General features: G+C 66.4%; 22 protein-coding genes. 14 read left to right on the top strand and 8 right to left on the bottom strand.

What is annotated here, in order from left to right; genetic code table 11:
* Window positions 1-18: 18 nt before the first annotated feature.
* The 3 genes from lolA to ACE3P2_RS05460 form a co-directional block, all read right to left on the bottom strand.
* Window positions 19-639: an outer membrane lipoprotein chaperone LolA gene (gene lolA, locus ACE3P2_RS05470; RefSeq protein ID WP_374261876.1), complete on the bottom strand. Its 621-nt coding sequence runs from the start codon at window positions 637-639 to the stop codon at window positions 19-21.
* Window positions 639-2,930 (bottom strand): DNA translocase FtsK, encoded by a 2,292-nt coding sequence (locus ACE3P2_RS05465; RefSeq protein ID WP_374261873.1) that lies wholly within the window; start codon window positions 2,928-2,930, stop codon window positions 639-641. Before ACE3P2_RS05465 ends, lolA begins: the two co-directional genes overlap by 1 nt.
* Window positions 2,931-3,071: 141 nt before the next feature.
* Window positions 3,072-3,743, bottom strand: a complete 672-nt coding sequence (locus ACE3P2_RS05460; protein ID WP_153160900.1) for a Crp/Fnr family transcriptional regulator — start codon at window positions 3,741-3,743, stop codon at window positions 3,072-3,074.
* Window positions 3,744-3,977: 234 nt separating this feature from the next.
* On the opposite strand from ACE3P2_RS05460, the gene trxB reads away from it, so the two are divergent.
* The 5 genes from trxB to ACE3P2_RS05435 all read left to right on the top strand — a co-directional run bounded on the left by trxB (window position 3,978) and on the right by ACE3P2_RS05435 (window position 11,058).
* Window positions 3,978-4,937, top strand: a complete 960-nt coding sequence (gene trxB, locus ACE3P2_RS05455) for a thioredoxin-disulfide reductase (RefSeq protein ID WP_374261871.1) — start codon at window positions 3,978-3,980, stop codon at window positions 4,935-4,937.
* A 71-nt stretch (window positions 4,938-5,008) separates the two neighbouring features.
* Entirely contained in the window at window positions 5,009-6,013 is a 1,005-nt protein-coding gene (locus tag ACE3P2_RS05450) for a Smr/MutS family protein (RefSeq protein WP_374261870.1), read from the top strand.
* A gap of 283 nt (window positions 6,014-6,296) precedes the next feature.
* A complete protein-coding gene (gene nosZ / locus ACE3P2_RS05445) occupies window positions 6,297-8,249 on the top strand; it encodes a TAT-dependent nitrous-oxide reductase (RefSeq protein ID WP_374261868.1) in 1,953 nt (650 codons plus the stop codon).
* A 182-nt stretch (window positions 8,250-8,431) separates the two neighbouring features.
* A complete protein-coding gene (locus ACE3P2_RS05440) occupies window positions 8,432-10,639 on the top strand; it encodes a 4Fe-4S binding protein (RefSeq protein ID WP_374261866.1) in 2,208 nt (735 codons plus the stop codon).
* Complete coding sequence (locus ACE3P2_RS05435; RefSeq protein ID WP_374261864.1) at window positions 10,636-11,058, top strand: transcription regulator; 423 nt, start codon at window positions 10,636-10,638, stop codon at window positions 11,056-11,058. Before ACE3P2_RS05440 ends, ACE3P2_RS05435 begins: the two co-directional genes overlap by 4 nt.
* Here the strand turns inward: ACE3P2_RS05435 and ACE3P2_RS05430 are convergent, their stop codons facing one another.
* The 5 genes from ACE3P2_RS05430 to ACE3P2_RS05410 all read right to left on the bottom strand — a co-directional run bounded on the left by ACE3P2_RS05430 (window position 11,059) and on the right by ACE3P2_RS05410 (window position 15,695).
* Window positions 11,059-12,126: a glycosyltransferase family 4 protein gene (locus tag ACE3P2_RS05430; RefSeq protein WP_374261862.1), complete on the bottom strand. Its 1,068-nt coding sequence runs from the start codon at window positions 12,124-12,126 to the stop codon at window positions 11,059-11,061. It abuts the gene before it with no gap.
* A 16-nt stretch (window positions 12,127-12,142) separates the two neighbouring features.
* Window positions 12,143-13,252 carry a glycosyltransferase gene (locus tag ACE3P2_RS05425; RefSeq protein ID WP_374261860.1) on the bottom strand — a complete coding sequence of 370 codons (1,110 nt, stop codon included), beginning with the start codon at window positions 13,250-13,252 and terminating at the stop codon, window positions 12,143-12,145.
* A gap of 291 nt (window positions 13,253-13,543) precedes the next feature.
* On the bottom strand, window positions 13,544-13,963 hold the full coding sequence (locus ACE3P2_RS05420) for a hypothetical protein (RefSeq protein ID WP_374261858.1): 420 nt from the start codon (window positions 13,961-13,963) through the stop codon (window positions 13,544-13,546).
* Window positions 13,964-13,972: 9 nt separating this feature from the next.
* Complete coding sequence (locus ACE3P2_RS05415; protein ID WP_374261856.1) at window positions 13,973-15,241, bottom strand: hypothetical protein; 1,269 nt, start codon at window positions 15,239-15,241, stop codon at window positions 13,973-13,975.
* Between the two features lie 178 nt (window positions 15,242-15,419).
* Entirely contained in the window at window positions 15,420-15,695 is a 276-nt protein-coding gene (locus ACE3P2_RS05410) for a type II toxin-antitoxin system HicA family toxin (RefSeq protein ID WP_374261854.1), read from the bottom strand.
* Window positions 15,696-15,799: 104 nt separating this feature from the next.
* On the opposite strand from ACE3P2_RS05410, the gene ACE3P2_RS05405 reads away from it, so the two are divergent.
* The 9 genes from ACE3P2_RS05405 (at window position 15,800) to ACE3P2_RS05365 (ending at window position 21,532) form a co-directional block, all read left to right on the top strand.
* Window positions 15,800-16,102 carry a monooxygenase gene (locus ACE3P2_RS05405; protein WP_374261852.1) on the top strand — a complete coding sequence of 101 codons (303 nt, stop codon included), beginning with the start codon at window positions 15,800-15,802 and terminating at the stop codon, window positions 16,100-16,102.
* Between the two features lie 2 nt (window positions 16,103-16,104).
* Entirely contained in the window at window positions 16,105-16,749 is a 645-nt protein-coding gene (locus ACE3P2_RS05400) for an HAD hydrolase-like protein (RefSeq protein WP_374261850.1), read from the top strand.
* A gap of 96 nt (window positions 16,750-16,845) precedes the next feature.
* Window positions 16,846-18,123 carry a nitrous oxide reductase family maturation protein NosD gene (locus ACE3P2_RS05395; RefSeq protein WP_374261848.1) on the top strand — a complete coding sequence of 426 codons (1,278 nt, stop codon included), beginning with the start codon at window positions 16,846-16,848 and terminating at the stop codon, window positions 18,121-18,123.
* Window positions 18,104-19,015 (top strand): ATP-binding cassette domain-containing protein, encoded by a 912-nt coding sequence (locus tag ACE3P2_RS05390; RefSeq protein ID WP_374261846.1) that lies wholly within the window; start codon window positions 18,104-18,106, stop codon window positions 19,013-19,015. The genes ACE3P2_RS05395 and ACE3P2_RS05390 overlap by 20 nt, the downstream gene beginning before the upstream one ends.
* Window positions 19,016-19,021: 6 nt before the next feature.
* Window positions 19,022-19,837 carry an ABC transporter permease gene (locus ACE3P2_RS05385; RefSeq protein ID WP_374261968.1) on the top strand — a complete coding sequence of 272 codons (816 nt, stop codon included), beginning with the start codon at window positions 19,022-19,024 and terminating at the stop codon, window positions 19,835-19,837.
* Window positions 19,834-20,382: a nitrous oxide reductase accessory protein NosL gene (locus ACE3P2_RS05380; RefSeq protein WP_374261844.1), complete on the top strand. Its 549-nt coding sequence runs from the start codon at window positions 19,834-19,836 to the stop codon at window positions 20,380-20,382. The genes ACE3P2_RS05385 and ACE3P2_RS05380 overlap by 4 nt, the downstream gene beginning before the upstream one ends.
* Before the next feature lie 3 nt (window positions 20,383-20,385).
* Window positions 20,386-20,658 (top strand): hypothetical protein, encoded by a 273-nt coding sequence (locus ACE3P2_RS05375; RefSeq protein ID WP_374261842.1) that lies wholly within the window; start codon window positions 20,386-20,388, stop codon window positions 20,656-20,658.
* Window positions 20,655-21,026 (top strand): hypothetical protein, encoded by a 372-nt coding sequence (locus tag ACE3P2_RS05370; protein WP_374261840.1) that lies wholly within the window; start codon window positions 20,655-20,657, stop codon window positions 21,024-21,026. Before ACE3P2_RS05375 ends, ACE3P2_RS05370 begins: the two co-directional genes overlap by 4 nt.
* Window positions 21,023-21,532, top strand: a complete 510-nt coding sequence (locus ACE3P2_RS05365; RefSeq protein WP_374261838.1) for a nitrous oxide reductase accessory protein NosL — start codon at window positions 21,023-21,025, stop codon at window positions 21,530-21,532. Before ACE3P2_RS05370 ends, ACE3P2_RS05365 begins: the two co-directional genes overlap by 4 nt.
* Window positions 21,533-21,673: the final 141 nt, after the last annotated feature.

The following is a 21,673-nucleotide window of genomic DNA, read 5'->3' as shown; positions in this document are numbered from 1 at the left end:
GGACGAAGCTGCGGGCGCCTATTCGCCGACCACGTCGGCGCCCTTCGGCGGCACGAAGCGGAACTGCGCGGCGTCGAGGGTGGGATTGCGTTCGAGCTGGCCGAACTGCAGCGAGGTCGTCTGGCCGAAGTTGTCGTGCAGAACCATCGCCTTGAGCTGCCCACCGGCAAAGCCCAGGCGGATGCGCTCGAAGCTGCTGTCGTCGGCCTTGGGCGTCGCCTCGACCCATTCCAGACCGTCGGCACTGCCGGCGTCCTTGAGCACGAAATTCTTGTCGAGGGCGTTGTCGCCGGCCAGGATCGCCGCCGGCGTGTTGCCCAGCGCCTGACCAAGCTTCTTGGTGGTGACCTGGTTCAGTTCCTGGTCATAGGCCCACAGCTTGCTGCCATCGCCCACCAGCAATTGGGCATAGGGCTTTTCGTAGACCCACCGGAACTTGCCCGGCCGCTGAAAGGCAAAGGTGCCGCTCGCCTGCTGGGGCTTGCGGCCGGACTTGGCCACCACCAGTTGCGAGAAGCTGCCCCGCGCGCTGCGGGTGCCATCCATGAACTGCTTGAGCTGGGCCAAGGCGTCGGCGTGGGCCGGGCCGGCCGCGAGCACGACAGCGAGCGCCAAAGCGCGGAAAAAAGTGCGTTTCATCATTCTCCTTCGCGGGCCGGGGCGACGACTTCCCGGTTGCCGTTGGCGCCCATCGGCGTGACGAGACCGGAGCGCTCCATTTGTTCGATCAGGCGCGCAGCCCGGTTGTAGCCGATGCGCAGGTGGCGCTGAACCAGCGAGATCGACGGCCGGCGCGTCTTGACGACGATCTCGACAGCCTGGTCGTAAAGCGGGTCGGCTTCGCTGCCTTCGCCGCCCTCCCCGCCGCCAAGCAGGTCGCCGGCATCTTCTTCGGGCGACGACAGGATGCCGTCGACGTAGTCTGCCTCGCCGGTGCTCTTGAGGTATTCGACGACCTTATGCACCTCGTCGTCGGCCACGAAGGCGCCGTGAACGCGCACCGGCAGACCGGTGCCCGGCGCCAGGTAGAGCATGTCACCCATACCGAGGAGCGCCTCGGCACCCATCTGGTCGAGGATGGTGCGCGAGTCGATCTTGCTCGATACCTGGAACGCCATGCGGGTCGGAATATTCGCCTTGATGAGGCCAGTGATCACGTCAACGCTCGGACGCTGGGTGGCGAGGATCAGGTGGATGCCGGCCGCGCGCGCCTTCTGGGCGAGACGGGCGATGAGTTCCTCGATCTTCTTGCCGACCACCATCATCAGGTCGGCCAACTCGTCGATGATGACGACGATGTAGGGCAGCTTGTCCAGCGGCTCCGGGTTGTCCGGCGTGATCGAGAACGGGTTCTTGAGGGGCGTGCCGGCCTTGGCGGCCTCGGCCACGGCCTTGTTGTAGCCGGCCAGGTTGCGCACACCGAGCGCCGACATCAGCTTGTAGCGCTTTTCCATCTCGGCCACGCACCAATTGAGCGCGTTGGAGGCGTGCTTCATGTCGGTGACGACCGGCGCCAGCAGGTGCGGAATACCCTCGTAGATCGACAGTTCGAGCATCTTCGGGTCGACCAGGATCAGGCGCACGTCGGCGGGCTCGGACTTGTAGAGCAGCGACAGGATCATCGCGTTGATGCCCACCGACTTGCCCGAGCCGGTCGTGCCAGCCACCAGCAGGTGCGGCGTCTTGGCGATGTCGGCCACCACCGGCTGGCCACCGATATCCTTGCCCAGCGCCACGGTGAGCGGCGAATGCATGTCGTGGTAGGCGCGCGAACCGAGGATTTCGGACAGGCGCACGGTCTGGCGCTTGGGATTGGGCAGCTCGAGGGCCATGCAGGTCTTGCCCGGCACGGTCTCGACGACGCGGATGCTCACCACCGACAGGGCGCGGGCCAGATCCTTGACCAGATTCATCACCTGGCTCCCCTTCACGCCCACCGCCGGCTCGATCTCGAAGCGGGTGATGACCGGCCCCGGATAGGCCGCCAGCACCTTCACCTCGACGCCGAAGTCGGCCAGCTTGCGTTCGATCAGGCGCGAAGTGAATTCAAGCGTTTCGGGCGACGGCGGCTCCACGTCGTGGGACGGTTCGTCGAGCAGCGACAGGGGCGGCAGCGCGCCCCCCGGGAGCTCGGTGAACAGCGGCGTCTGGCGCTCCTTCTCGACACGGACGGATTTCTCGACCTCGACGATGGCCGGCTCGATGCGCAGCGGCGGGGGTGGCGCGGCCTCTTCCTTCTTGCGCTTGGTTTCGACCACGGCCTCGCGCTTCTGGGCCACCTCGCGGCCGATTCGGCGATCTTCCAGGGTCTGGAAACCGTTGGTGGCGAACAGCCACAGGCGTTCGAGACCGGTCCCCAGCACCTCCGAAGCCTCCACCCAGCTCACCCCGGAGAACAGCGACAGCCCACCGGCGATGAGCGCCAGCAACAGCAGCGTGCCACCGGTGAAGCCCAGATACTGGAAAACCTGGGCGCCAAGCTCAAGGCCGATCAGGCCACCCGGCTCAAGGGGCAACGTGGCCTTCATCGAGTGGAAGCGCATCGATTCGAGGGCACTGCTCGCCAGCAGCACGACGACGAAGCCCAGCACCACCACGAAGAGCGAACGCCGATCGGCACCGAAATTCCGCTGCAGGCGCCGGAAACCAACCGCCAGCCCGAGGCCGAGGAAGGCCACCCACCACCAGGCCGAGAGTCCGAACAAATACAGCAGCAGATCCGACAACCAGGCACCGAAACGACCGCCAGGGTTGCTCACCCGCTCCATCTGGACGGCGTGGGACCAACCCGGATCGGCCTTCGAGTAGCCGAACAGGATGATCGCGACGTAGAACGCCAGCACGCCGAGCAGCAGCCAACGAGCCTCCTGCAGCAGGCTGGCGATTTTTTCCGGCAGGGGAAGCGGACGGGTGGAAGGACGATTGAGCATGACGTGAACCGACGGAGCCTTGCGCGGCTCAGCAAAAAACAAAAGCGCGGTGAGGCACCGCGCTTTCGATTATAAACCAGGGTCTCTGGTTGGCCCTTCCTCGTCACCATCCGAATGGGTAAGGAAGGATTTCCGGACCATTCACAAATCGTAGATTTTTTCCCGCAGGATCACGCCGCTGTCGGTTTCCTCGATCAGGCCACGCAGGCCGAGATCCTTCATCACGCGGCTCACCATCTCGCGGGAGGCGCCGATCATCTTGGCGATATCCTGCTTGGAAACCTTCTTGCGGACCACTTTGAGACCATCCACCTCCTCGGACATCTCGAGCAGCAGGCGCGCCACACGGCCATAGACATCCATCAGTGCGAGGCTTTCGATCTTGCGGTCGGCGTCGCGCAGACGGCGGGTCAGGTTGCACATGACGTGCCAGGCCAGCTCGAAGTTCTCCTGCATCAGACGCTTGAAATCGGTCTTGGCGATGGTGACGAGATCCGACGGCGACACCGCGACGACCGACGCCGAACGCGGGCTGTCGTCGAGCACACCCATTTCGCCGAACATCTCGCCCTGGCCGAGGATGGTGAGGATCACCTCACGACCGTCCTCGTCACTGACCATGACCTTCAGGTTGCCCGTGAGCACGAAATACACGAAATCGGTGCGATCACCTTCATGCACCACCGCGGAACCCCGCGGAACCCGTCGCATCATTGCGCAACGCGCAACGGCAGCCAGCCGGTCATCGCCCAGGCCCTGAAAAATGGGGAAGGTTCGCAGGGCAATCGTGGACACGGAGCTGGTAACGGTCATAAGGCCTCTCCTGAGCAAAGGGCTAAATTGTTTCTTGGCGACGTGACCAAGTTGTCATGTGCTATCAACGGACAAGTATAAAGCAAACTTGAGGGTCTCCGAATGACGTGCGGGCGCGGCTTGCGGATATTCACGGAGCGGGCGGCGCCAATTCGGGCGGCAGGCGGGAACTCCGCGTCTTATAATCGCGTCTTTACGCTTCACCGCCCCACCGCTTCGGAGAGACCCACCACGATGGCCACCCGTCACATCAAGCTGCTCATCCTCGGTTCCGGCCCCGCCGGCTACAGCGCCGCCGTCTACGCCGCCCGCGCCAATCTGAACCCCGTGCTCATCACCGGCATTGCCCAGGGCGGCCAGTTGATGACCACCACCGAAGTGGACAACTGGCCTGCCGACCCCGATGGCGTCCAGGGGCCCGAGCTGATGGCACGCTTCGAGAAGCACGCTGCCCGCTTCAACACCGAGATGATCTTCGACCACATCCACACCACGCACCTGGCCGAAAAGCCGATCCGCCTGGTGGGCGACGCGGGCGAATACACCTGCGACGCACTGATCGTCGCCACCGGCGCCACCGCCAAATACCTGGGCCTGCCCTCCGAAGAAGCCTTCTCCGGCAAGGGCGTGTCGGCCTGCGCCACCTGCGACGGTTTCTTTTACCGCAACCAGGAAGTCGCGGTGGTCGGCGGCGGCAACACCGCGGTCGAAGAAGCGCTGTACCTGGCCAACATCGCCAGCAAGGTCACCCTGGTGCACCGCCGCGACAAGTTCAAGGCCGAGCGCATCATGATCGACAAGGTCTACGAGAAGGTCGCCGCCGGCAAGATCGCCCTCGAACTCGACTCGACCCTCGACGAAGTCCTCGGCGACAACACCGGCGTCACCGGCATGCGTGTCAAGAACGTGAAGACCGGCGCCTCCAAGGACATCGCCCTGAAGGGCGTGTTCATCGCCATCGGCCACAAGCCCAACACCGACATCTTCGAGGGCCAGTTGGAGATGGAAGGCGGTTACATCGTCACCCAGGGCGGGCGCAACGGTAACGCCACCGCCACCAGCGTGCCCGGCGTGTTCGCCGCCGGCGACGTGCAGGACCACATCTACCGCCAGGCCGTCACCAGCGCCGGCACCGGCTGCATGGCCGCCCTCGACGCCGAACGCTATCTCGACAGCCTCGGCCTCGCCGGCTGACCGCCTGCGTCACCGCGACGGACCGGGCACTCCCCGGTCCGTTTCCTTTTCGACCTCACTTTTCGCACAGCATGGGCAAGGACAAGCGCAACGCCGGACTCGACGCCCTCAAGGCCCTCCGCGACCGGGTGCCGAACAGCGTCCTGAAAACCGTCATCGCCCCCCCGGTGGTGGTGGCGGCCCCGCGCGGGCCGGCCGGTCAGACCCCGGCGGAGCCCGACGACGCTACCCTGTTCCGCAGCCAGATCGGCCGCATCCAGCCGCTCAAGGCGGACGCCCACGCCGAACTGGCCCGCCCCAAGCCCGCACCGGTGCCGCGTCCGCGCAGCGCGGAGCCTGAGCCCGAGGCGCCCCGTCGCGCGCCGCGCATCGATGAGAACGATCCTGTCGCGGTGTTCCGCGCCGCGCTGGGCGACATCGCACCGATCAAGGATTTCAACCGCGTCGACCTCAGCGTCCAGCGCCAGCAGGCCAATCCGCAGGTGCGTGCGGTCGAGCACTGGACCCCCGCCGAACCCACCGTCGACGCCGCCAGCCTTCACGACCCGGTGGCCCTGTTCCGCCACGTGGCCGGCGCCGTGGCGCCGCTCAAGGACAAGAACCTCGCCCACGTCGAACGCCCCACTCCCGCCCCCCTCCCCCGCAAGCGCGAGGAAGACGAGCGCGAGGTGCTGCGCGAAGCGATCGAGTCGCCGCTGACCTTCGAAGACCGCCTCGACATGGGCGACGAGGCCGCCTATCTGCGCGTCGGCCTGCCGCGCCGCGTCCTCACTGACCTGCGCCGCGGACGCTGGGTGGTGCAGGGCGAACTCGACCTCCACGGCCTCACCCGCGACGAAGCCCGCGCCAGCCTCGCCCAGTTCATCGCCCTTGCACTGCAGCAGGGGCGCCGCTGCCTGCGGGTGATCCACGGCAAGGGCCACGGTTCGCCGGGGCGCCTGCCGGTGCTCAAGCACCTCTCCCGCGGCTGGCTGGCCCAGCGGGAGGACATCCTCGCCTTCTGCCAGGCCCGGCCCCACGACGGCGGTGACGGTGCCCTGCTGGTGCTGCTGCAGGCCGGCGGCAACCGCGGCTGAGGCGGCATCCGAGCCCCCGCGCCGGGCGAATAAAATTAGCGTTTTCTGATATTTAGCCCGCAAAATCCCCGCCCTGCGGGCCTTCAAGGCATTTTTTGCACTGCATCGGCGATTCTTGCCCCCGGTCAATTTTTTTCCGACCCGATCCCCCTAGAGTGCGCTGCGACAGATTGTCGCAGTGACGAACGGCCGCACAGCGGAACACCGCCCGGCCCGTCGCCGCGCACTCGCAGCGCCGCCACGCGGCCTTTCGATTCAGGTTAGGGACAAACGGAGACCAACAATGAGCACCGATGACATCAAGCACGACGACCAAACCCTCGTTCCGGGACGCCGCAAGTTCCTGAACACTGCCGCCCTCGCAGGCCTGGCCGGTGCCGGTCTGTCGGTCGGCCTGTCGTCCTGCAAACAGGAAGCCGCCGCACCGGCCACCCAGCCGGTCGCCCCCGCTGCACCGGCCCCTGCAGCCCACGCCGCCGACGGCCTGAACATCCACCCGGCCCCGGGCCAGCTCGACACTTACTACGGCATCTGGTCCGGCGGCCACTCGGGTGAAGTGCGCATCCTGGGTCTTCCGTCCGGTCGCGAGATCAAGCGGGTGCCGACCTTCAACATCGACTGCATGAGCGGCTGGGGCATCACCAACGAATCGAAGGCGGTCATCGGCACCAAGGCCGACGGCAGCCTGAAGTACAAGACCGGCGACACCCACCACGTCCACGGCTCGTACACCGACGGCACTTACGACGGCAAGTATTTCTGGGTGAACGACAAGATCCACGGCCGCCTGGCGCGCATCAAGGGCGACACCTTCGAGTGCGACAAGATCACCGAGCTGCCCAACATCCAGGGCTTCCACGGCATCTTCCCCGACAAGCGCGACCCGGTGGACGAGTCGATCAACCACACCACCCGCGTGTTCTGCGGCAACGAATTCCACATCCCGCAGCCCAACGACGGCCGCGACATGGATGACCCGTCCAAGTACAAGACGCTGTTCACCTGCGTCGATGCCGAAACGATGGAAGTGCGCTGGCAGTGCCGCGTCGATGGCAACATGGACCTCGTCGCCACCTCGTTCGACGGCAAGCTCGCCGCCGCCAACCAGTACAACACCGAAGGCGGCGCCAAGTACGAGGACATGATGTCCGCCGAGAAGGACGCCTGCGTGTTCTTCAACGTCGGTCGCATCGAACAGGCCATCAAGGACGGCAAGTTCACCACCATCGGCGACAGCAAGGTGCCGGTGGTCGATGGCACCAAGGAATCCAACAAGGATCCGAAGAGCGCCCTCACCTGCTACGTGCCGGTGCCGAAGAATCCTCACGGCGTGAATGCCAGCCCGGACGGCAAGTACTTCATCTGCTCCGGCAAGCTGTCGCCCACCGCCACCGTGATCGAACTGGCCAAGGTGCACGAGTTCTTCGACGGCAAGCTCGACGACCTGAACAAGAGCATCGTCGCCGAAATCGAACTCGGCCTCGGCCCCCTGCACACCGCTTTCGACGGCCGCGGCAACGCCTTCACCACGCTGTTCCTCGACAGCCAGATCGTGAAGTGGAACATCGACACCGCAATCAAGTTCCATGCCGGCGACAAGAACGCCAAGTACGTGGTCGACCGCATGGACGTGCATTACCAGCCGGGCCACATCAACGCCTCGATGTCCGAGACGAAGGAAGCCGACGGCCAGTTCCTGTGCGTGGGCTGCAAGTTCTCGAAAGACCGCTTCCTGCCGGTCGGCCCGCTGCACCCCGAGAACGAGCAGATCATCGACATCCGCGGCGAAAAGATGAAGATGCTGGCCGACCACCCGGTCTATCCGGAGCCCCACGACTTCGTGATCGTCAAGCGCGAGAAGATCAAGACCCGCCAGGTCTATAACGTCGACGAGTTCCCCCTCGCCACCAAGGACGCCAAGGACGGCGGCGTGACGCGCAACGGCAACAAGGTGACCGTGCGCCTGGTCTCCCAGGCCCCCGCCTACAGCATGCGCGAGTTCAAGGTGAAGAAGGGCGACGAGGTCACGATCATCCTCACCAACCTCGACAAGGTCGAGGACTTGACCCACGGCTTCGCGATTCCGAAGTACGACATCAACTTCATCGTCAATCCGCAGGAAACCAAGTCCGTCACCTTCAAGGCCGACAAGCCGGGCGTCTATTGGTGCTACTGCACCCACTTCTGCCACGCGCTGCACCTCGAGATGCGCACCCGGATGATCGTCGAGAAGTAAGCCGACGCCGTAACGATTCCTTATCGAGAAGTAATTTGGGGAGACGTCCGCGTCTCCCCTTTTTTGTTCACCGCCGCCGATGACATCGGCCTGCCTCCGCCGCGGCAAATTGACTCAGCTTAAGGCGCCGCTCCGTCCCGATCATCAGAATTCGGCCACATACTGATTTGCGGAGTCACACGATGATTTCCCTGCGCGCCCTGCGCACTTTCGCCCCACGTTTCGGCGCCCGCCTCGCAGCGGCGCTTGCCGCCTGCACCCTGGCCGGGACCGCCCTCGCCGACACCTACGAAGTCAAGCTCCCGCCCGAGCTCACCAGCTCGCCGAAGCTGTGCGACTTCGCGCCGTGCAAGGAAGTCATGCCCGGCGCCACCTCCTTCTCGGAGCGCAAGGGCCAGCCCCCCTACGTCGAGGCCTACGCCGACGCAAACGGCCAGAAGAAGCTGGTCGGCTACGTGATGCTGTCCACCGACATCACCGACATTCCCGCCTACTCCGGCAAGCCCGTGGTCACCCTGATCGGCATGGACGCTGCCGGCAAGTTCGCCGGCGTCAAGATCCTCAAGCACTCCGAGCCGATCCTGCTGCTCGGCATTCCCGAATCGGCGCTCATCAAGTTCAACAACCAGTACCTCGGCAAGTTCGTCGGCGACAACATCGAGATCGGCAAGTCGCGCCCCGAAGAGAACCTCATCGGTCTCGACGCGATCACCGGCGCCACCGTCACCGTCATCGCCCAGAACCAGGTGATGATGACCTCCGGCGGCGCGGTGGCCAAGCAGGTCGGCATCCTCAAGCCGGTGATCCGCCCGCAGGCCAAGTTCCCGCCCGCCACCACCGTACCCACCTGGGCGCAGCTGGTGGAGGACGGCAGCGTCCAGCGGCTCACCGTCAAAGCCGAGGAAGTCGGCCTCAAGAGCGACGGCCGGCCGTACATGGACATCTGGTTCGGCTACCTCAACCAGCCCACCATCGGCCAGGCGATCCTCGGCAAGGACGGCTACGCCAGCCTGATGGCGCGCCTGAAAGACGGCGAGCACGCCCTGTTCATCATCAAGACTGCCGGCATGGACTCGTTCAAGGGTTCCGGCTTCGTGCGAGGCGGCATCTACGACCGCGTGCAGGTCCGCCAGGGCTCGGACAGCTTCACCTTCCGCGATCTCGATTACCTCAACCTGTGGGGCGTGTCGGCCGCCGGCGCACCGGCCTTCGACGAATCGGCGATCTTCATCATCCGCGGCAAGGGCTTCTCGGCCGCCTTCCCCTGGAAGCTGGTGTTCCTGGGCAACAAGATCGACAAGGAAACCGCCGCCAAGACCTTCGCCAATTTCGACAAGGAATACTGGCTCGCCGACACCTATCTCGAAGGCGGCCGTCCGGTGGTCGTCAAGCCCGATCCCACCTGGCTCAAAGTCTGGAAGGAGCGCAAGTTCGAGATTGCCGGTTTCATCGTCTTCCTGCTCGCCATCTCCGCCGCCTACGCCAGCCGCGACAAGCTCGTGCGGCGCGCCAGCCGCCACAACAAGTGGCCGGTCAATGCCTTCAAGTACACCGGCTGGGTGCTGTCGATCGGCTTCGTCGGCTTCTACGCCATGGCGCAACCCTCGATCACCCAGGTGCTCACCTGGTTCCACTCGCTGCTGTTCCAGTGGAAGTGGGAGCTGTTCCTGTCCGACCCGCTGATCTTCGTGTTCTGGATCTTCATCATCGCCACCACCTTCCTGTGGGGCCGCGGCTTCTTCTGCGGCTGGCTGTGCCCGTTCGGCTCGCTGTCCGAACTGCTGTACAAGGTCGGTCAGGCGGTGGGCCTCAAGCGCTTCCAGCGTCATCTGCCCCAGGCGCTCCACGACAAGCTCAAGTGGGTGAAGTACGCGGTGTTCTTCGGTCTGCTGGCGGTATCGTTCTTCAGCATGGGGCTGGCCGAAAAGCTCGCGGAAGTCGAGCCCTTCAAGACCACCTTCCTGGTCGGCATCACCAACCGCAGCTGGCCGTACAGCCTGTTCGCGGCCAGCCTGCTGGGCCTGGCGATCTTCGTCGAGCGGCCGTTCTGCAAGTATCTGTGCCCGCTGGGCGCCGCACTGGCGATGCCGACCACCTTCCGCTGGTTCGGTCTCAAGCGCAAGGACGAATGCACCAGCTGCAAGGCCTGCGCCAAGGGCTGCGGCTCGCTCGCCATCGACGCCAAGGGCAACATCGACCAACGCGAGTGCATGCTGTGCCTCGACTGCATGGTGTTCTACTACGACGACCACGCCTGCCCGCCGCTGGCCCAGGAGCGCAAACGCCGCGAAAAGGCCGGTCAGCCCCTCACCCCGATCGACGGCAAGGGCTACTTCATCCCGATCAAACCCGTTCCGATGGAAAAGAAGACCGAAGGAGCCCAAGCATGACCATCGCCGACCGCAACGAACTGCGCCAGCCCGCCTACGGCAACGCGAGCGGCGCCGGCTGGCTCGCCGCCGAGCTGTGGGACCACCTGTGGCCATGGGCCGGCAAGGGGCAGCCGGCCCGCAAGTCGATCCAGGGAGCGGGCTTCGCCCTCGCCGTCGCGGCGACCGTCGCCTGGGTGATGGCAGCGATGGGCCGCCTCGAAGCCGGCGCGATCATCGGCTGGTGGTTTGGCTGGAGCGTCTTCGAAGTGATCGTGCGCCTCGACGCCAAGCCTTACGTGAAGGAAGGCCCGTGGTGGGGGCGCCTGTATCGCCGCGCCACGGTGATGGACATGATCTGCTACGTGAGCTTCAAGAACCTGCTGATCGGCGCGGTCCTGTTCATCGCCCTCAAGTCGATGGGCATCGTTCAGGTCTGATCAGGCCAGCCGCTTGTACAGCGACATCACCCGGCGTGCGCTGCTGTCCAGGGTAAAGCTGCGGATCAGGCGCTCGCGACCGGCTCGGCCGATGCGTGCGGCCAGCGCCGGATCATCGAGCAGGCGCTGCAGCTGCGCGGTGAGCCCGGCCACATCACCGGCATTGCACAGCAGCGCCTCCTCGCCGTCGGCCACCGCCTCGGGAATCGCACCGACCCGGGTCATCACCACCGGCACCCCGCGCGCCATCGCCTCCAGCATCGCCATCGGCAAACCCTCGTTGTAGGACGGCAGGCAGAAGCAGTCCGCCAACGCCCACCAAGCATCCTTCTGCACACCGAAAACCGGGCCGGGAATGTCCGCCCGATCCGCCAGTCCCAGCTCGTCGGCCAGCCGCTGCAGCGCCTTGTGCTGCCCCGGCCGCCCTTCCGGGCCGAGCAGCGCCACGCGCACCCGGCGCTCGCCTCGCAGCGCGGCCACTGCCCGCAGCAGCTCGGCCTGCCCCTTGCCGGGGCCGTAGGCGCCCAGGCAGATCACCGTGAAATCGCCGTCGCCGCCCAGCACCTGCTGGGGCTGCAGCTCGACGCCGTTGGGCACCACGATCACCTTCGCCGGGTTGCACCAGCGGTCGAGCAGCGCCTTCCAGCCCTCACCGAGCACGATCACGCTGCTGCAGGCCGCGAACACCAGCCGCGCCAGGCGCGCCTTGAAGGGCGGCAGCGAATCGAGAAACTCCTCGAACTGTCCGCCGTGAATGTGCAGCAGCACCGCCCGCCCGAGCAGGCGCGCCAGCACCACATCCACCGCCGAACGCCAGAAACTGAACCACGAACAGGTGTGCACGTGCACCGCCTGCGGCCGCCACATCACGCACAACTGGGCAAGCCGCCCGAGCAGGCGCAACTGGGCGAAGACGCCCTCGAACAACGAACGGTCGTCCCGGGTGGTCTTGACGGTGTTGAGGATGCGCACGTCGCCAAAGCGGGCGAGTGCGCCGGTCAGCCCCTCGACCACACTGGCCATGCCCCCCACCGGCGGCGGTAGCGGCCCCACGTGAAGAATTTTCATGATCGTCGCCGCCTCGTCAGGACGCCACCACGCGACGATAGAAATCGCCGTAGGCATTCATCATTGCGTCGATGGAAAACAGGGCCTCGGCGCGCACCCGGGCAGCCAGGGCCATCTGCCGGCGCAGCGGCGCGTCGGCGACAAGCCGGCCGAGCGCATCCGCCAGATCGGCCACATCGCCCGGCCGGCACAGGAAACCCGTCTCCCCATCCACCACCAGCTCCGGATTGCCGCCTACCGCCCGGGCGATCACCGGCAGGCCGCTCGCCATCGCTTCGAGGATCGCGTTGCTCATCCCCTCCAGGCGGCTGGGCAGCACGAAGGCGTCGGCCACCGCGAGGTAATCGGCCACCCGGTCGGAACTGCCCGGCATCGACACCTGATCCTGCAGGCCCAGCGCCGCCGCCTGCGCCTCGAGCGCGCCACGCAGCGGCCCCTCGCCAAGGAAAAGGAAGCGTCGCGACGCGCTCCCGGCCGCCGGCAGACGTGCGATGGCCTCCAGCAAAGCCGCGTGATCCTTCACCGGGCTGAAGTTGGCCACCGTCAGCACCAGCAACGCGTCGTCGGCGATCCCCAGCGCCGCGCGGCGCGCCGACCGATCGGCAACGCACCCGAAGCGGGTCGTATCGACCCCGTTGTAAAGCACCTCGAAGCGCCGCACCGGCACGCCGGCCTTGTCGGCAAAGCGGCTGGCGGCGTCGTGGCACACCGCCGCCAGGCGGTCGGTGCGGCGCGCCAGCATCCGCGAGATCACCTGCCGGCGGGTCGGAAAATCGTCCCGATCGGCAAAGCCGTGGAAGCTCCACACCAGCTTGCGCCGGCCCGGGGCGAGTTGGTGGGCGGCAACCGTGTCGAGCCAGCTGTTCCAGTTGCGGCAATGCACCACGTCGGGCCGCCAGTCGGCGATCAGGCGCTTGAGCCGAAGGGGCAGGCGCAGGTCGTGACGACCGCGGTCGAGCACGAAGATCGGCACGTCGCCCCGCACCCGGTCGGCCATCTCGCCGCGCGTGTCGAGGCAGCACACCGCCTGCTCGAACTCACCGGGCGGCAGGCCGTTGAGCAGATTCACCACGCCGTTTTCCAGCCCGCCACGAGCAAGCCCGTGCACCACATGCAGAATCCTCATCCCAGATACCCGTCATCGATTTCCGGCCTGGCCATTGCCACACCGGCGCAATTCATACGTCGTCATTGACGATCATGCTGAACGCGAAAAACCCGACGACCTAGCAAAAAAGGATTACGAATCAAAAAAATTGCAAAATCCGACAACTACCTGGCAAGTCCGCGCCGGCATGACAAAAAGGAATGTCACACCGCGTCGCGCGGACCGCCGGCAGCGAGTGGCGCCCGTTCACGGGCCTGCAACACGGAGAAAGATGGAATCGCCCACCCGTTGCGGCGGGGCTGCCACCGGCTAACGCCGGATCAGGACGTTCATGCCCGGCTTGACGTCGGCTGCGTCGATGTAACCGATGGCGCCCGGCGTCTTCTGGACGAAATCGATGATCGCGACGGGCGATTCGAGCTCCTGGGGCGGCGTGCCCTTGCCGATGAAACGCCGCACCGTCCAGTAGGCGATGTACTTCTCGTCCTCTTCGTTGAGGTAAAGCGCCAGAAAACGCTCACGCAACGGCGTACCCGGGCGGGCATTGAGCACCACCGCCGGCGTGCTGCCCACTTCGAGCGCACGCCCGGTGTAGAGCTTGCGCACGAGCTGCGCATCCACCTTGGGCAGGAGCGGATGGCCGATGACCGCCACGCCATCACCTTGAGCGCAGGTCGCGAGGAGTCCGAGCAGCAGGCCGGTCAGGTGTCGAATGAATCGCTTTTCCACAGCCCGGCCCTAAAACATGAAGCTGTAGGAAAGAGAGAGCACATCGATGTTCTGATTGCGCACGGACGACCCAGCGGGGGCATCGACGAAGGTGGATGTCGTCCCGACCCGGGTCCGCATCCATTCCGCCTTCAGCTTGCTGGTCGGGGTGAGGGAATACGAGGTGCCGACCGCCCATGACGACTGGTCGAAGATCTCCAGCCCGTCGGCCACCACTCCCTGGGACGCATTGATGGCGCCCGACAGCGGCACGCTGGACGGCACCCGATAGCTGTCGACCGTCTGGTAGAGGCGCCGCAGCCAGCCTTCGGAGCGCAGCTCGGCGTAGTAGGCGTAAGGCGTCCACCGCCCGACCTGCTTGCGCAGCGACGCGTAGCCGCCACGGCTGCTCTGGCCCCGCTCCATGTCGCCTTCCTTGCGGATCGCGTACTCCGCCGCTCCGCGCAGGCCGTGGGCTATCTCGACGTCCGCCCCGAACGTGGCGATCAGGAATTCCTGGTTGCGGCTCTCACCCAGACCGGCGCCGGGCAGCATCCAGTAAAAGCTCGCCCACGGCGCGATGGGGGGCCGCACGAGACCGGGCTGGTCGATCCAGATATCGCCGCTGGCCAGCTTGGCGCTCGCACGGTGCAGGCCAAACCGGTAGGCATTGGCGTTTTCGCCGCGGTAGGTCAGCACCAGCCCGCTGGCGACCACATCGAGCGCGGTGTACGAGACGCCGGGGTCGATAAACCCCGGCACGCCCTCGCGCACGTACTGCCGCCAGTGGGTGCGCGCCTTGCCCCAGTAGCCTTCTAGGCTCAGTTCGCCCTTGCCGGCATCCCAGGAGCGCGCCAGCGCCAGGCCGGTGAAGTCCGACGTGGGCGACAGCGAATACATCTCGACCGGCAGCCGCGCGTAATCGAACGACACCCCCACGTCCATGTTCTCGGCGTTGAGGTACAGCGGCACGCGCAGCTTGCCGACGCGCAACAGCCAGTCGTCATCGGGTCGCCACGACAGGAAACCCCAGGCGAGCTTGGGTAGCCAGCGGTTGTCGTCGGCGGTGTCCGGCGCGAGCTTCAGCTGGGCGGTGGCGCTCCAGCGCGGCGCGATGGGCGCATCCGCCTGCACGGCCAGGACGCTGTCGCGGTCGAAGGTGCCCTTGTCGTCGATGAAACGCTGGTAGATGTACGGCCGATTCGAGACCGCGTAACCCAGCGTCCCGAAGCCCGATATGCTGACGTCGTCAGCCCGGGCCGACAGCGCGCCCATCGCCAGCGGCGCAAGGGCAAGCACTCAGAGAAGGGGCTTCAGGCTCCGCATCGACTCACAGACCAGGGTGATGGCGCATCGACCCGCAAGCCGCCAGGACGAACCGTGCGGGACGGCCCTCGGGGCAGGCGGACGGGCAGGGGAAACAATCGAGGGCGCGATGATAACCCAGCGCGACAACCCGCACCGCGAACAGTTTCGCTCAAAGCCCTTCTTCGTAGCTCGACAGCGTCACCCCCGCCGCGGCCAGGCATTCCCGCAGATGCTTGACCTCCGGCTTGCCGAACTCGTTGCCGTGATGCGGGTGATGCACGAAGAACTCGTGCTTGTTGAGCAGGATGCGGAAACGCGCGCCGTGGCTAGGCTCGATCTCGGCTCCGAGGTGTTTGAGCAGGGATTCCACCTCCCGCCACTGGATGTTGCTGCTCAGCGGCTCGCGGTAGATCGCTTCGAGAACATGCTTGTGCTTCTGGCTCATGGCCTGGCCTCCCAATGATCGATTCCGCCATTCTTGCACCGCCCGCGCGCGGAATCGCGTAGCCTTTGCACCACCTTTGATCCATGACAAGAACAGGTCCCAACATGCCCGTGCTGCTGCAAGTCGACTTCCCCTTTTCCGGCCCCTGGGGTCAGGCGATGACCGATGCCCTGCAAGGCCTCGCCCATTCGATCGCCCAGGAACCGGGCCTGATCTGGAAGATCTGGACCGAAAACCCCGCCGCCGGCGAAGCGGGCGGCATCTACCTCTTTACCGACCGTCCCAGCGCCGAAGCCTACCTCGCGATGCACACCGCGCGCCTCAAGGGCTTCGGCGTCCCGCAGGTCAATGGCAAGCTGTTCGACGTAAACGCCGAACTCTCCGCCATCGACCGCGCGCCGCTCTGAGCGTGCCGCGCGCCCTCGCCGTCCTCGATTTCGACGGCACCCTGGCCGACTCCTTCGACGCCTTCCGCGCCTGCCTGGACGAAGCCGCCCTGGTCCACGGCTTTCGCCGCATCGCCGACGAGGAGGCCGAGCGCGTCCGCCAGATGTCGAGCCGGCAACTCATGGCGCACCTCGGCGTCGCCCTGTGGCAGGTGCCGACCCTCGCCGTCGACATGCGCCGGCGGATGCTGGCGCGCATCGACACGGTGCGCCCTTTTCCCGGCGTGGATGCGGCGCTGCGGGCCCTGGCCGCGCAGGACGTGAGCCTCGCGCTGGTCACCTCCAACACCCGCGACGCCGCCCGGCAGGTGCTCGGCGACGCCACGCTGGCGCTGTTCGACCATCTGCACTGCGGCACCGCGATGTTCGGCAAGCGCTTCAAGCTGCGCGAACTGCTGTGGGCCAGCCGGCTGCCGGCCGGCGCGGCGGTCAGCATCGGCGACGAGATCCGCGACGCCGACGCCGCCCGCGCGGTGGGCATCGCGTTCATCGGCGTGCGCTGGGGCTACACCCACCCGGACGCCCTGCAGCCTCACAGCGCGGCGCCCCTGCTCGACACCCTCGCCGCCCTGCCCGCCGCCGTCGCGGCCCACACCGCCATGACCTGAGCGGGCGCCCCCCGGCGGGCGGTGCGACTTCACCCAAATCAAGGCCGGCTGCGACACTCCGCCGCATACTCCGCTCAAACAAGACCCGCCTGCCCCATGCCCCGACTCCGCCTTTCACCTCTCCTGCCGCTCGTGCCGGCCCTGCTGGCCGGCCTGTCGGCCACCGCCCAGGCCGCGCAGTGGCAGATCAAGCCCGGCGACTCGATCCAGGCCGCCATCGCCCGCGCCGCGCCCGGCGACACCCTGCGCATCGCCCGCGGCACCTACCTCGAAAACCTGCGCATCGACAAGCCGCTCACGCTCGTCGGCGACGGCCGCCCCACCATCGACGGCGGCGGCAAGGGCGACACCATCCGCATCGTCGCCACCGACGTGAGCGTCGAAGGCCTCATCGTCGCCGATTCCGGTGCCGATCTGGGCGCCCAGAACGCCGGCGTCTACATCCAGCCCGGTGCCCACCGCGCCCGCGTCGCCCATTGCGACTTCAGCTACACCCTGTTCGGCCTGTGGATCGAGAAGGCCGAGGACGTGAAGATCGAGCACAACCTCATCACCGGCAAGCGCGACCTCGACTCCTCCCAGCGCGGCAACGGCATCCAGCTCTACAACACCACCGGCGCGCAGATCATCGGCAACAACATCAGCTTCGTGCGCGACGCGATCTACGTGGACGTCTCCCACCGCGCCGTCTTCCGCGGCAACCAGATGCACCACAGCCGCTACGGCACCCACTACATGAACTCCTACCACAACCTGTGGGAAGACAACGACACCTACTACAACCGCGGCGGCCTCGCCCTGATGGAGGTACGCGACCAGATCGTGCGCAACAACCGCGCCTGGGGCAATTCCGACCACGGCATCATGCTGCGCACCATCCAGGACGCCGTGGTCGAGAACAACGTCGTCGCCGGCAACGCCCGCGGCTTCTTCATCTACGACGCCGAATACAACACCCTGCGCGGCAACCTGATCGTCGACAACGCCGTCGGCGTGCACCTGTGGGCCGGCTCGACGCGCAACGAAGTCGAACGCAACGACTTCATCTCCAACCGCGAGCAGGTCAAGTACGTCGCCTCGAAGGACGAAACCTGGGGCGCCAGGGAAGGCAACCACTGGAGCAACTACGTGGGCTGGGACCGCAACGGCGACGGCCTCGGCGACGTGCCCTACGAAGCCAACGACATGGTCGACCGGCTCTCGTGGCGGCACCCGATGGTCAAGCTGCTGCTCGCCAGCCCCGCGATCCAGACCCTGCGCCTCATCGCCCAGCAGTTTCCGCTGCTGCGCGCCCCCAGCATCGTGGACCCCAAGCCGCGCATGCGCCCCGAACATTCCGACTGGAGAAACTGGCTTGGCAAGCACTATCGTTGAAGCCCGCGGGGTGACCAAGGATTTCGGCACCGTTCAAGCGGTCAAGGGTGTCGACCTCACCATCGCGACAGGCGAACTCTTCGGCCTCATCGGCCACAACGGCGCCGGCAAGAGCACGCTGTTCAAGATGATGCTCGGCCTCATCCCCATCACCTCGGGCGAAATCCGCATCGGCGGCGAGCCGGTCAACGGCCCACGCTTTCGCGAGACCCGCCGCAGGATCGGCTACCTGCCCGAGAACGTCGTGCTCTACGACAACCTCACCGGCATCGAAACCCTGTTCTTCTTCGCCGACCTCAAAGCCGTGCCGCGCAGCCAGTGCGCCGGCCTGCTCGACAAGGTCGGCCTCGCCCACGCCGCCGGCCGCCGCGTGCGCGAATACTCCAAGGGAATGCGCCAGCGCCTCGGCTTCGCCCAGGCCCTGCTCGGCACGCCCGGCCTGCTCTTTCTCGACGAACCCACCACCGGCCTCGACCCCGGCGCCATCCGCGACTTCTATCGCATCCTCAAGGAACTCAAGGCCGAGGGCGTGACGATGATCCTCACCTCCCACATCCTCGCCGAGATCCAGGAGCGGGTGGACCGCCTCGCCGTGATGGAAGGCGGCCTGATCCGCGCCACCGGCACCGTGCAGGCACTGCGCGAAGCCATGAACCTGCCCCTCACCCTCGAGATCGCCGGCGGCGCCGGCCTGCGCGAACACGTCGCCCGCGTCCTCGAAGGCATGGCCGTCGAAAGCATCGAGGAAAGCGGCAGCGTCCTCCACATCCGGCTCCCCCGCGACGCCAAGATGCCCGCCCTCGCCCGCCTCGCCACCCTCGGCGACACCATGCGCGACCTGCACGTGCGCGAACCGTCCCTCGAAGACGTCTTCTTCGGGTACCGGAGCTGAACCATGATCGACTTTCGACAGATCGGCATCGTCGCCGGCAAGGAATTCTGGGATCGCATCCGCAACCGCTGGGTGCTCGCGGTGGCCGTCGTATTCACCGTCTTCGCCCTCGTCATCGCCTACTTCGGCGCCGCCCAGCAAGGCGCGGTGGGCTTCCGTTCCATCGAGGTCACCATCGCCTCGCTGGTCAGTCTGGTCATCTACCTCATTCCGCTCATCGCCCTCATCCTCGGCTTCGACGCCATCGTCGGCGAGCGGGAACGCGGCTCCCTCGACCTGCTCCTCACCCTGCCCATCACCCGCAAGGAACTCATCCTCGGCAAATACGCCGGTCTCGCCGGGGCGCTGGCCTTCTCCACCATCGCCGGCTTCGGCGCGGTGGGCGTCATCCTGTCGCCCCAGCTCAACCTCAACGCCCTGTTCCACTACGCCGGCTTCATGGCCTCGGCCATCCTCCTCGGCTTCGCCTTCCTCAGCCTCGCGGTAATGCTCTCGGTGTTCGCCTCCGACCGCACCCGCGCCTCCGGCCTCGCCATCGGCACCTGGTTCTTCTTCGTGCTGGTGTTCGACCTGCTCCTGCTCGGCGCGCTGGTCGTCACCGCCGGCGACTACGGCGGTGCGGTCTTCCCCTACCTGCTGCTGCTCAACCCCGCCGACGTGTTCCGCGTCCTCAACGTCTTCAGCCTCGACGAAGTGCGCACCCTCTACGGCCTCGCCACCGTCTTCCCCGAAGCCCTGAGCCACCCCGCCACCCTCGGCGGCGTCATGCTCGCCTGGATCGTCGGCCCGCTCCTTGCGGCCATCTGGAGATTCGAACGATGAAACTGCCCCTGCCGCACACCCTGCGCCTCCCGCCCCTCGTCGTGCACACCGCCACCCTCCTGCTCGTCGCCGGCCTGCTCGCCGCCTGCGGCAAGACCGACGACACCAGCGCCGGCCCCAAGGACATCGCCAAGGAAACCGCCTGCGCCCTCGACGGCATGTTCCTCGCCGACTACCCCGGCCCCAAGGCGCAAATCCTCTACGATGGCGCCCCCGAGCCCGAATTCTTCTGCGACACCATGGAAATGTTCTCCCTCTACCTCAAGCCCGAACAGGCCCGCAAGGTAAAGGGCATCTACGTGCAAGACCTCGACAAGACCCCCTGGGACGCCCCCAAGGGCGCCTGGATCGACGCCCGCGGCGCCTTCTACGTCGTCGGCTCCAAGAAACGCGGCGCCATGGGCCCCACCATCCCCTCCTTCGGCAGCCGCGACGGCGCGCAGAAGTTCGCCGACGCCAACGGCGGCAAGGTCTACCCCTTCGCCGAAGTCACCGCCGACATGGCCCGCCTCGACGGCGGCGCCCTCCACGACCAGCGGATGTAAGCCATGCACACCTTCTACGACCACCTCGCCCCCGACGACGCCATCGAGATCGAACACGCCGCCCGTCTGATGTACGAAATCCGCGCCGGCCGCGACAGCCTGCTCGCCCAGCTCGGCGCCAGCGACGCCGCCCAAGCCCTCGCCCGCATCGCCGACGGCCAGCTGCCCGAGCACCCCAGCTACGAGCAATACCTCTCCGTGCGCATCCTCACCACCCTGCACGCCGACGTCCGCACCGATCTCGCCGACCGCCTCAAGGACACCCAACAGCAATGAGCCTGCACCTCGACCTCGCCACGCGGATCGAAGAACACTTCGGCGAACACCTCGACGCCCCCGTCGAAGTCAAGCTCGACGCCCTCCTCGTCCGCCTCGACAACGGCGCCATCCTCGAAGCCCGCATCGCCGCCCCCGACGCCTACGCCATCGCCTGGATCTGGGGCGAAGCCGAACTGCGCATCGACACCGCCCCCCTGCACACCGATCTGGCCACCTACCCCAACCACCTGCACGCCGCCGACGGCACGCTGCGGGCCGATCCCCTCACCCACTGCGGCGGCGCCCCCATCGACAACCTCACCCGCGTCATCCACGCCATCCTGCAAGACCCGCTGCTCGAAAACACCCCCGGAGCCCAGCCATGATCCGCAGACTTTGCGCCGCCCTCGTCCCCGCAATGCTCGCCACCCTCGTCATCGGCCAGCCCGTTGCCGCCAGCGCCGCGGATCTCTCGCCCCAATACGTCCAACGCTCCGCCCGCTGCCCCGTGTGCGGCATGTACCCCTACCGCACCCCGCAATGGACGGCCCAGATCGTCTTCAACGACCAGACCGCCAGCAGCTTCGACTCCCCCGTCGACCTGTTCCGCTTTCTGGGCAACATGGCGCTCTTCGACAAGCAGCACAAACCCGCCGACGTGGGCGCCATCTGGGTGGCCGACTACACCACCAAAGCCTGGGTCGACGCCAAGAAAGCCTTCTTCGTCCTCGGCTCGAAAGCCCGCGGCCCCATGAACGACCCCAACCTCCCCGCCTTCGCCAGCCGCGAAGCCGCCGATGCGCATGTGAAAGCGGAAGGCGGCAAGGTGCTCGCCTTTGGCGACGTGACGCGGGAAGTCATCAAGAGCCTGGCCGGCGCCCATAACCACTAGCAGCCCGATGCAAAACCCCGAGAAACCGCGCCAGCAGTGGTCCTCGCCATTCGATTTCTCATGACTTCATTCCCGGAATTGGCTTCCCATTCCCGTTTTGATGCCCATCGAATGGGTCGGGAAATGGGTTTTATCCGATTC

It is taken from the genome of Zoogloea sp. (assembly GCF_041911615.1).
Lineage (GTDB): Bacteria > Pseudomonadota > Gammaproteobacteria > Burkholderiales > Rhodocyclaceae > Zoogloea.
The sequence above is the reverse complement of the archived record's forward strand: the minus strand, read 5'-3'. Positions and strand labels throughout refer to the sequence as shown.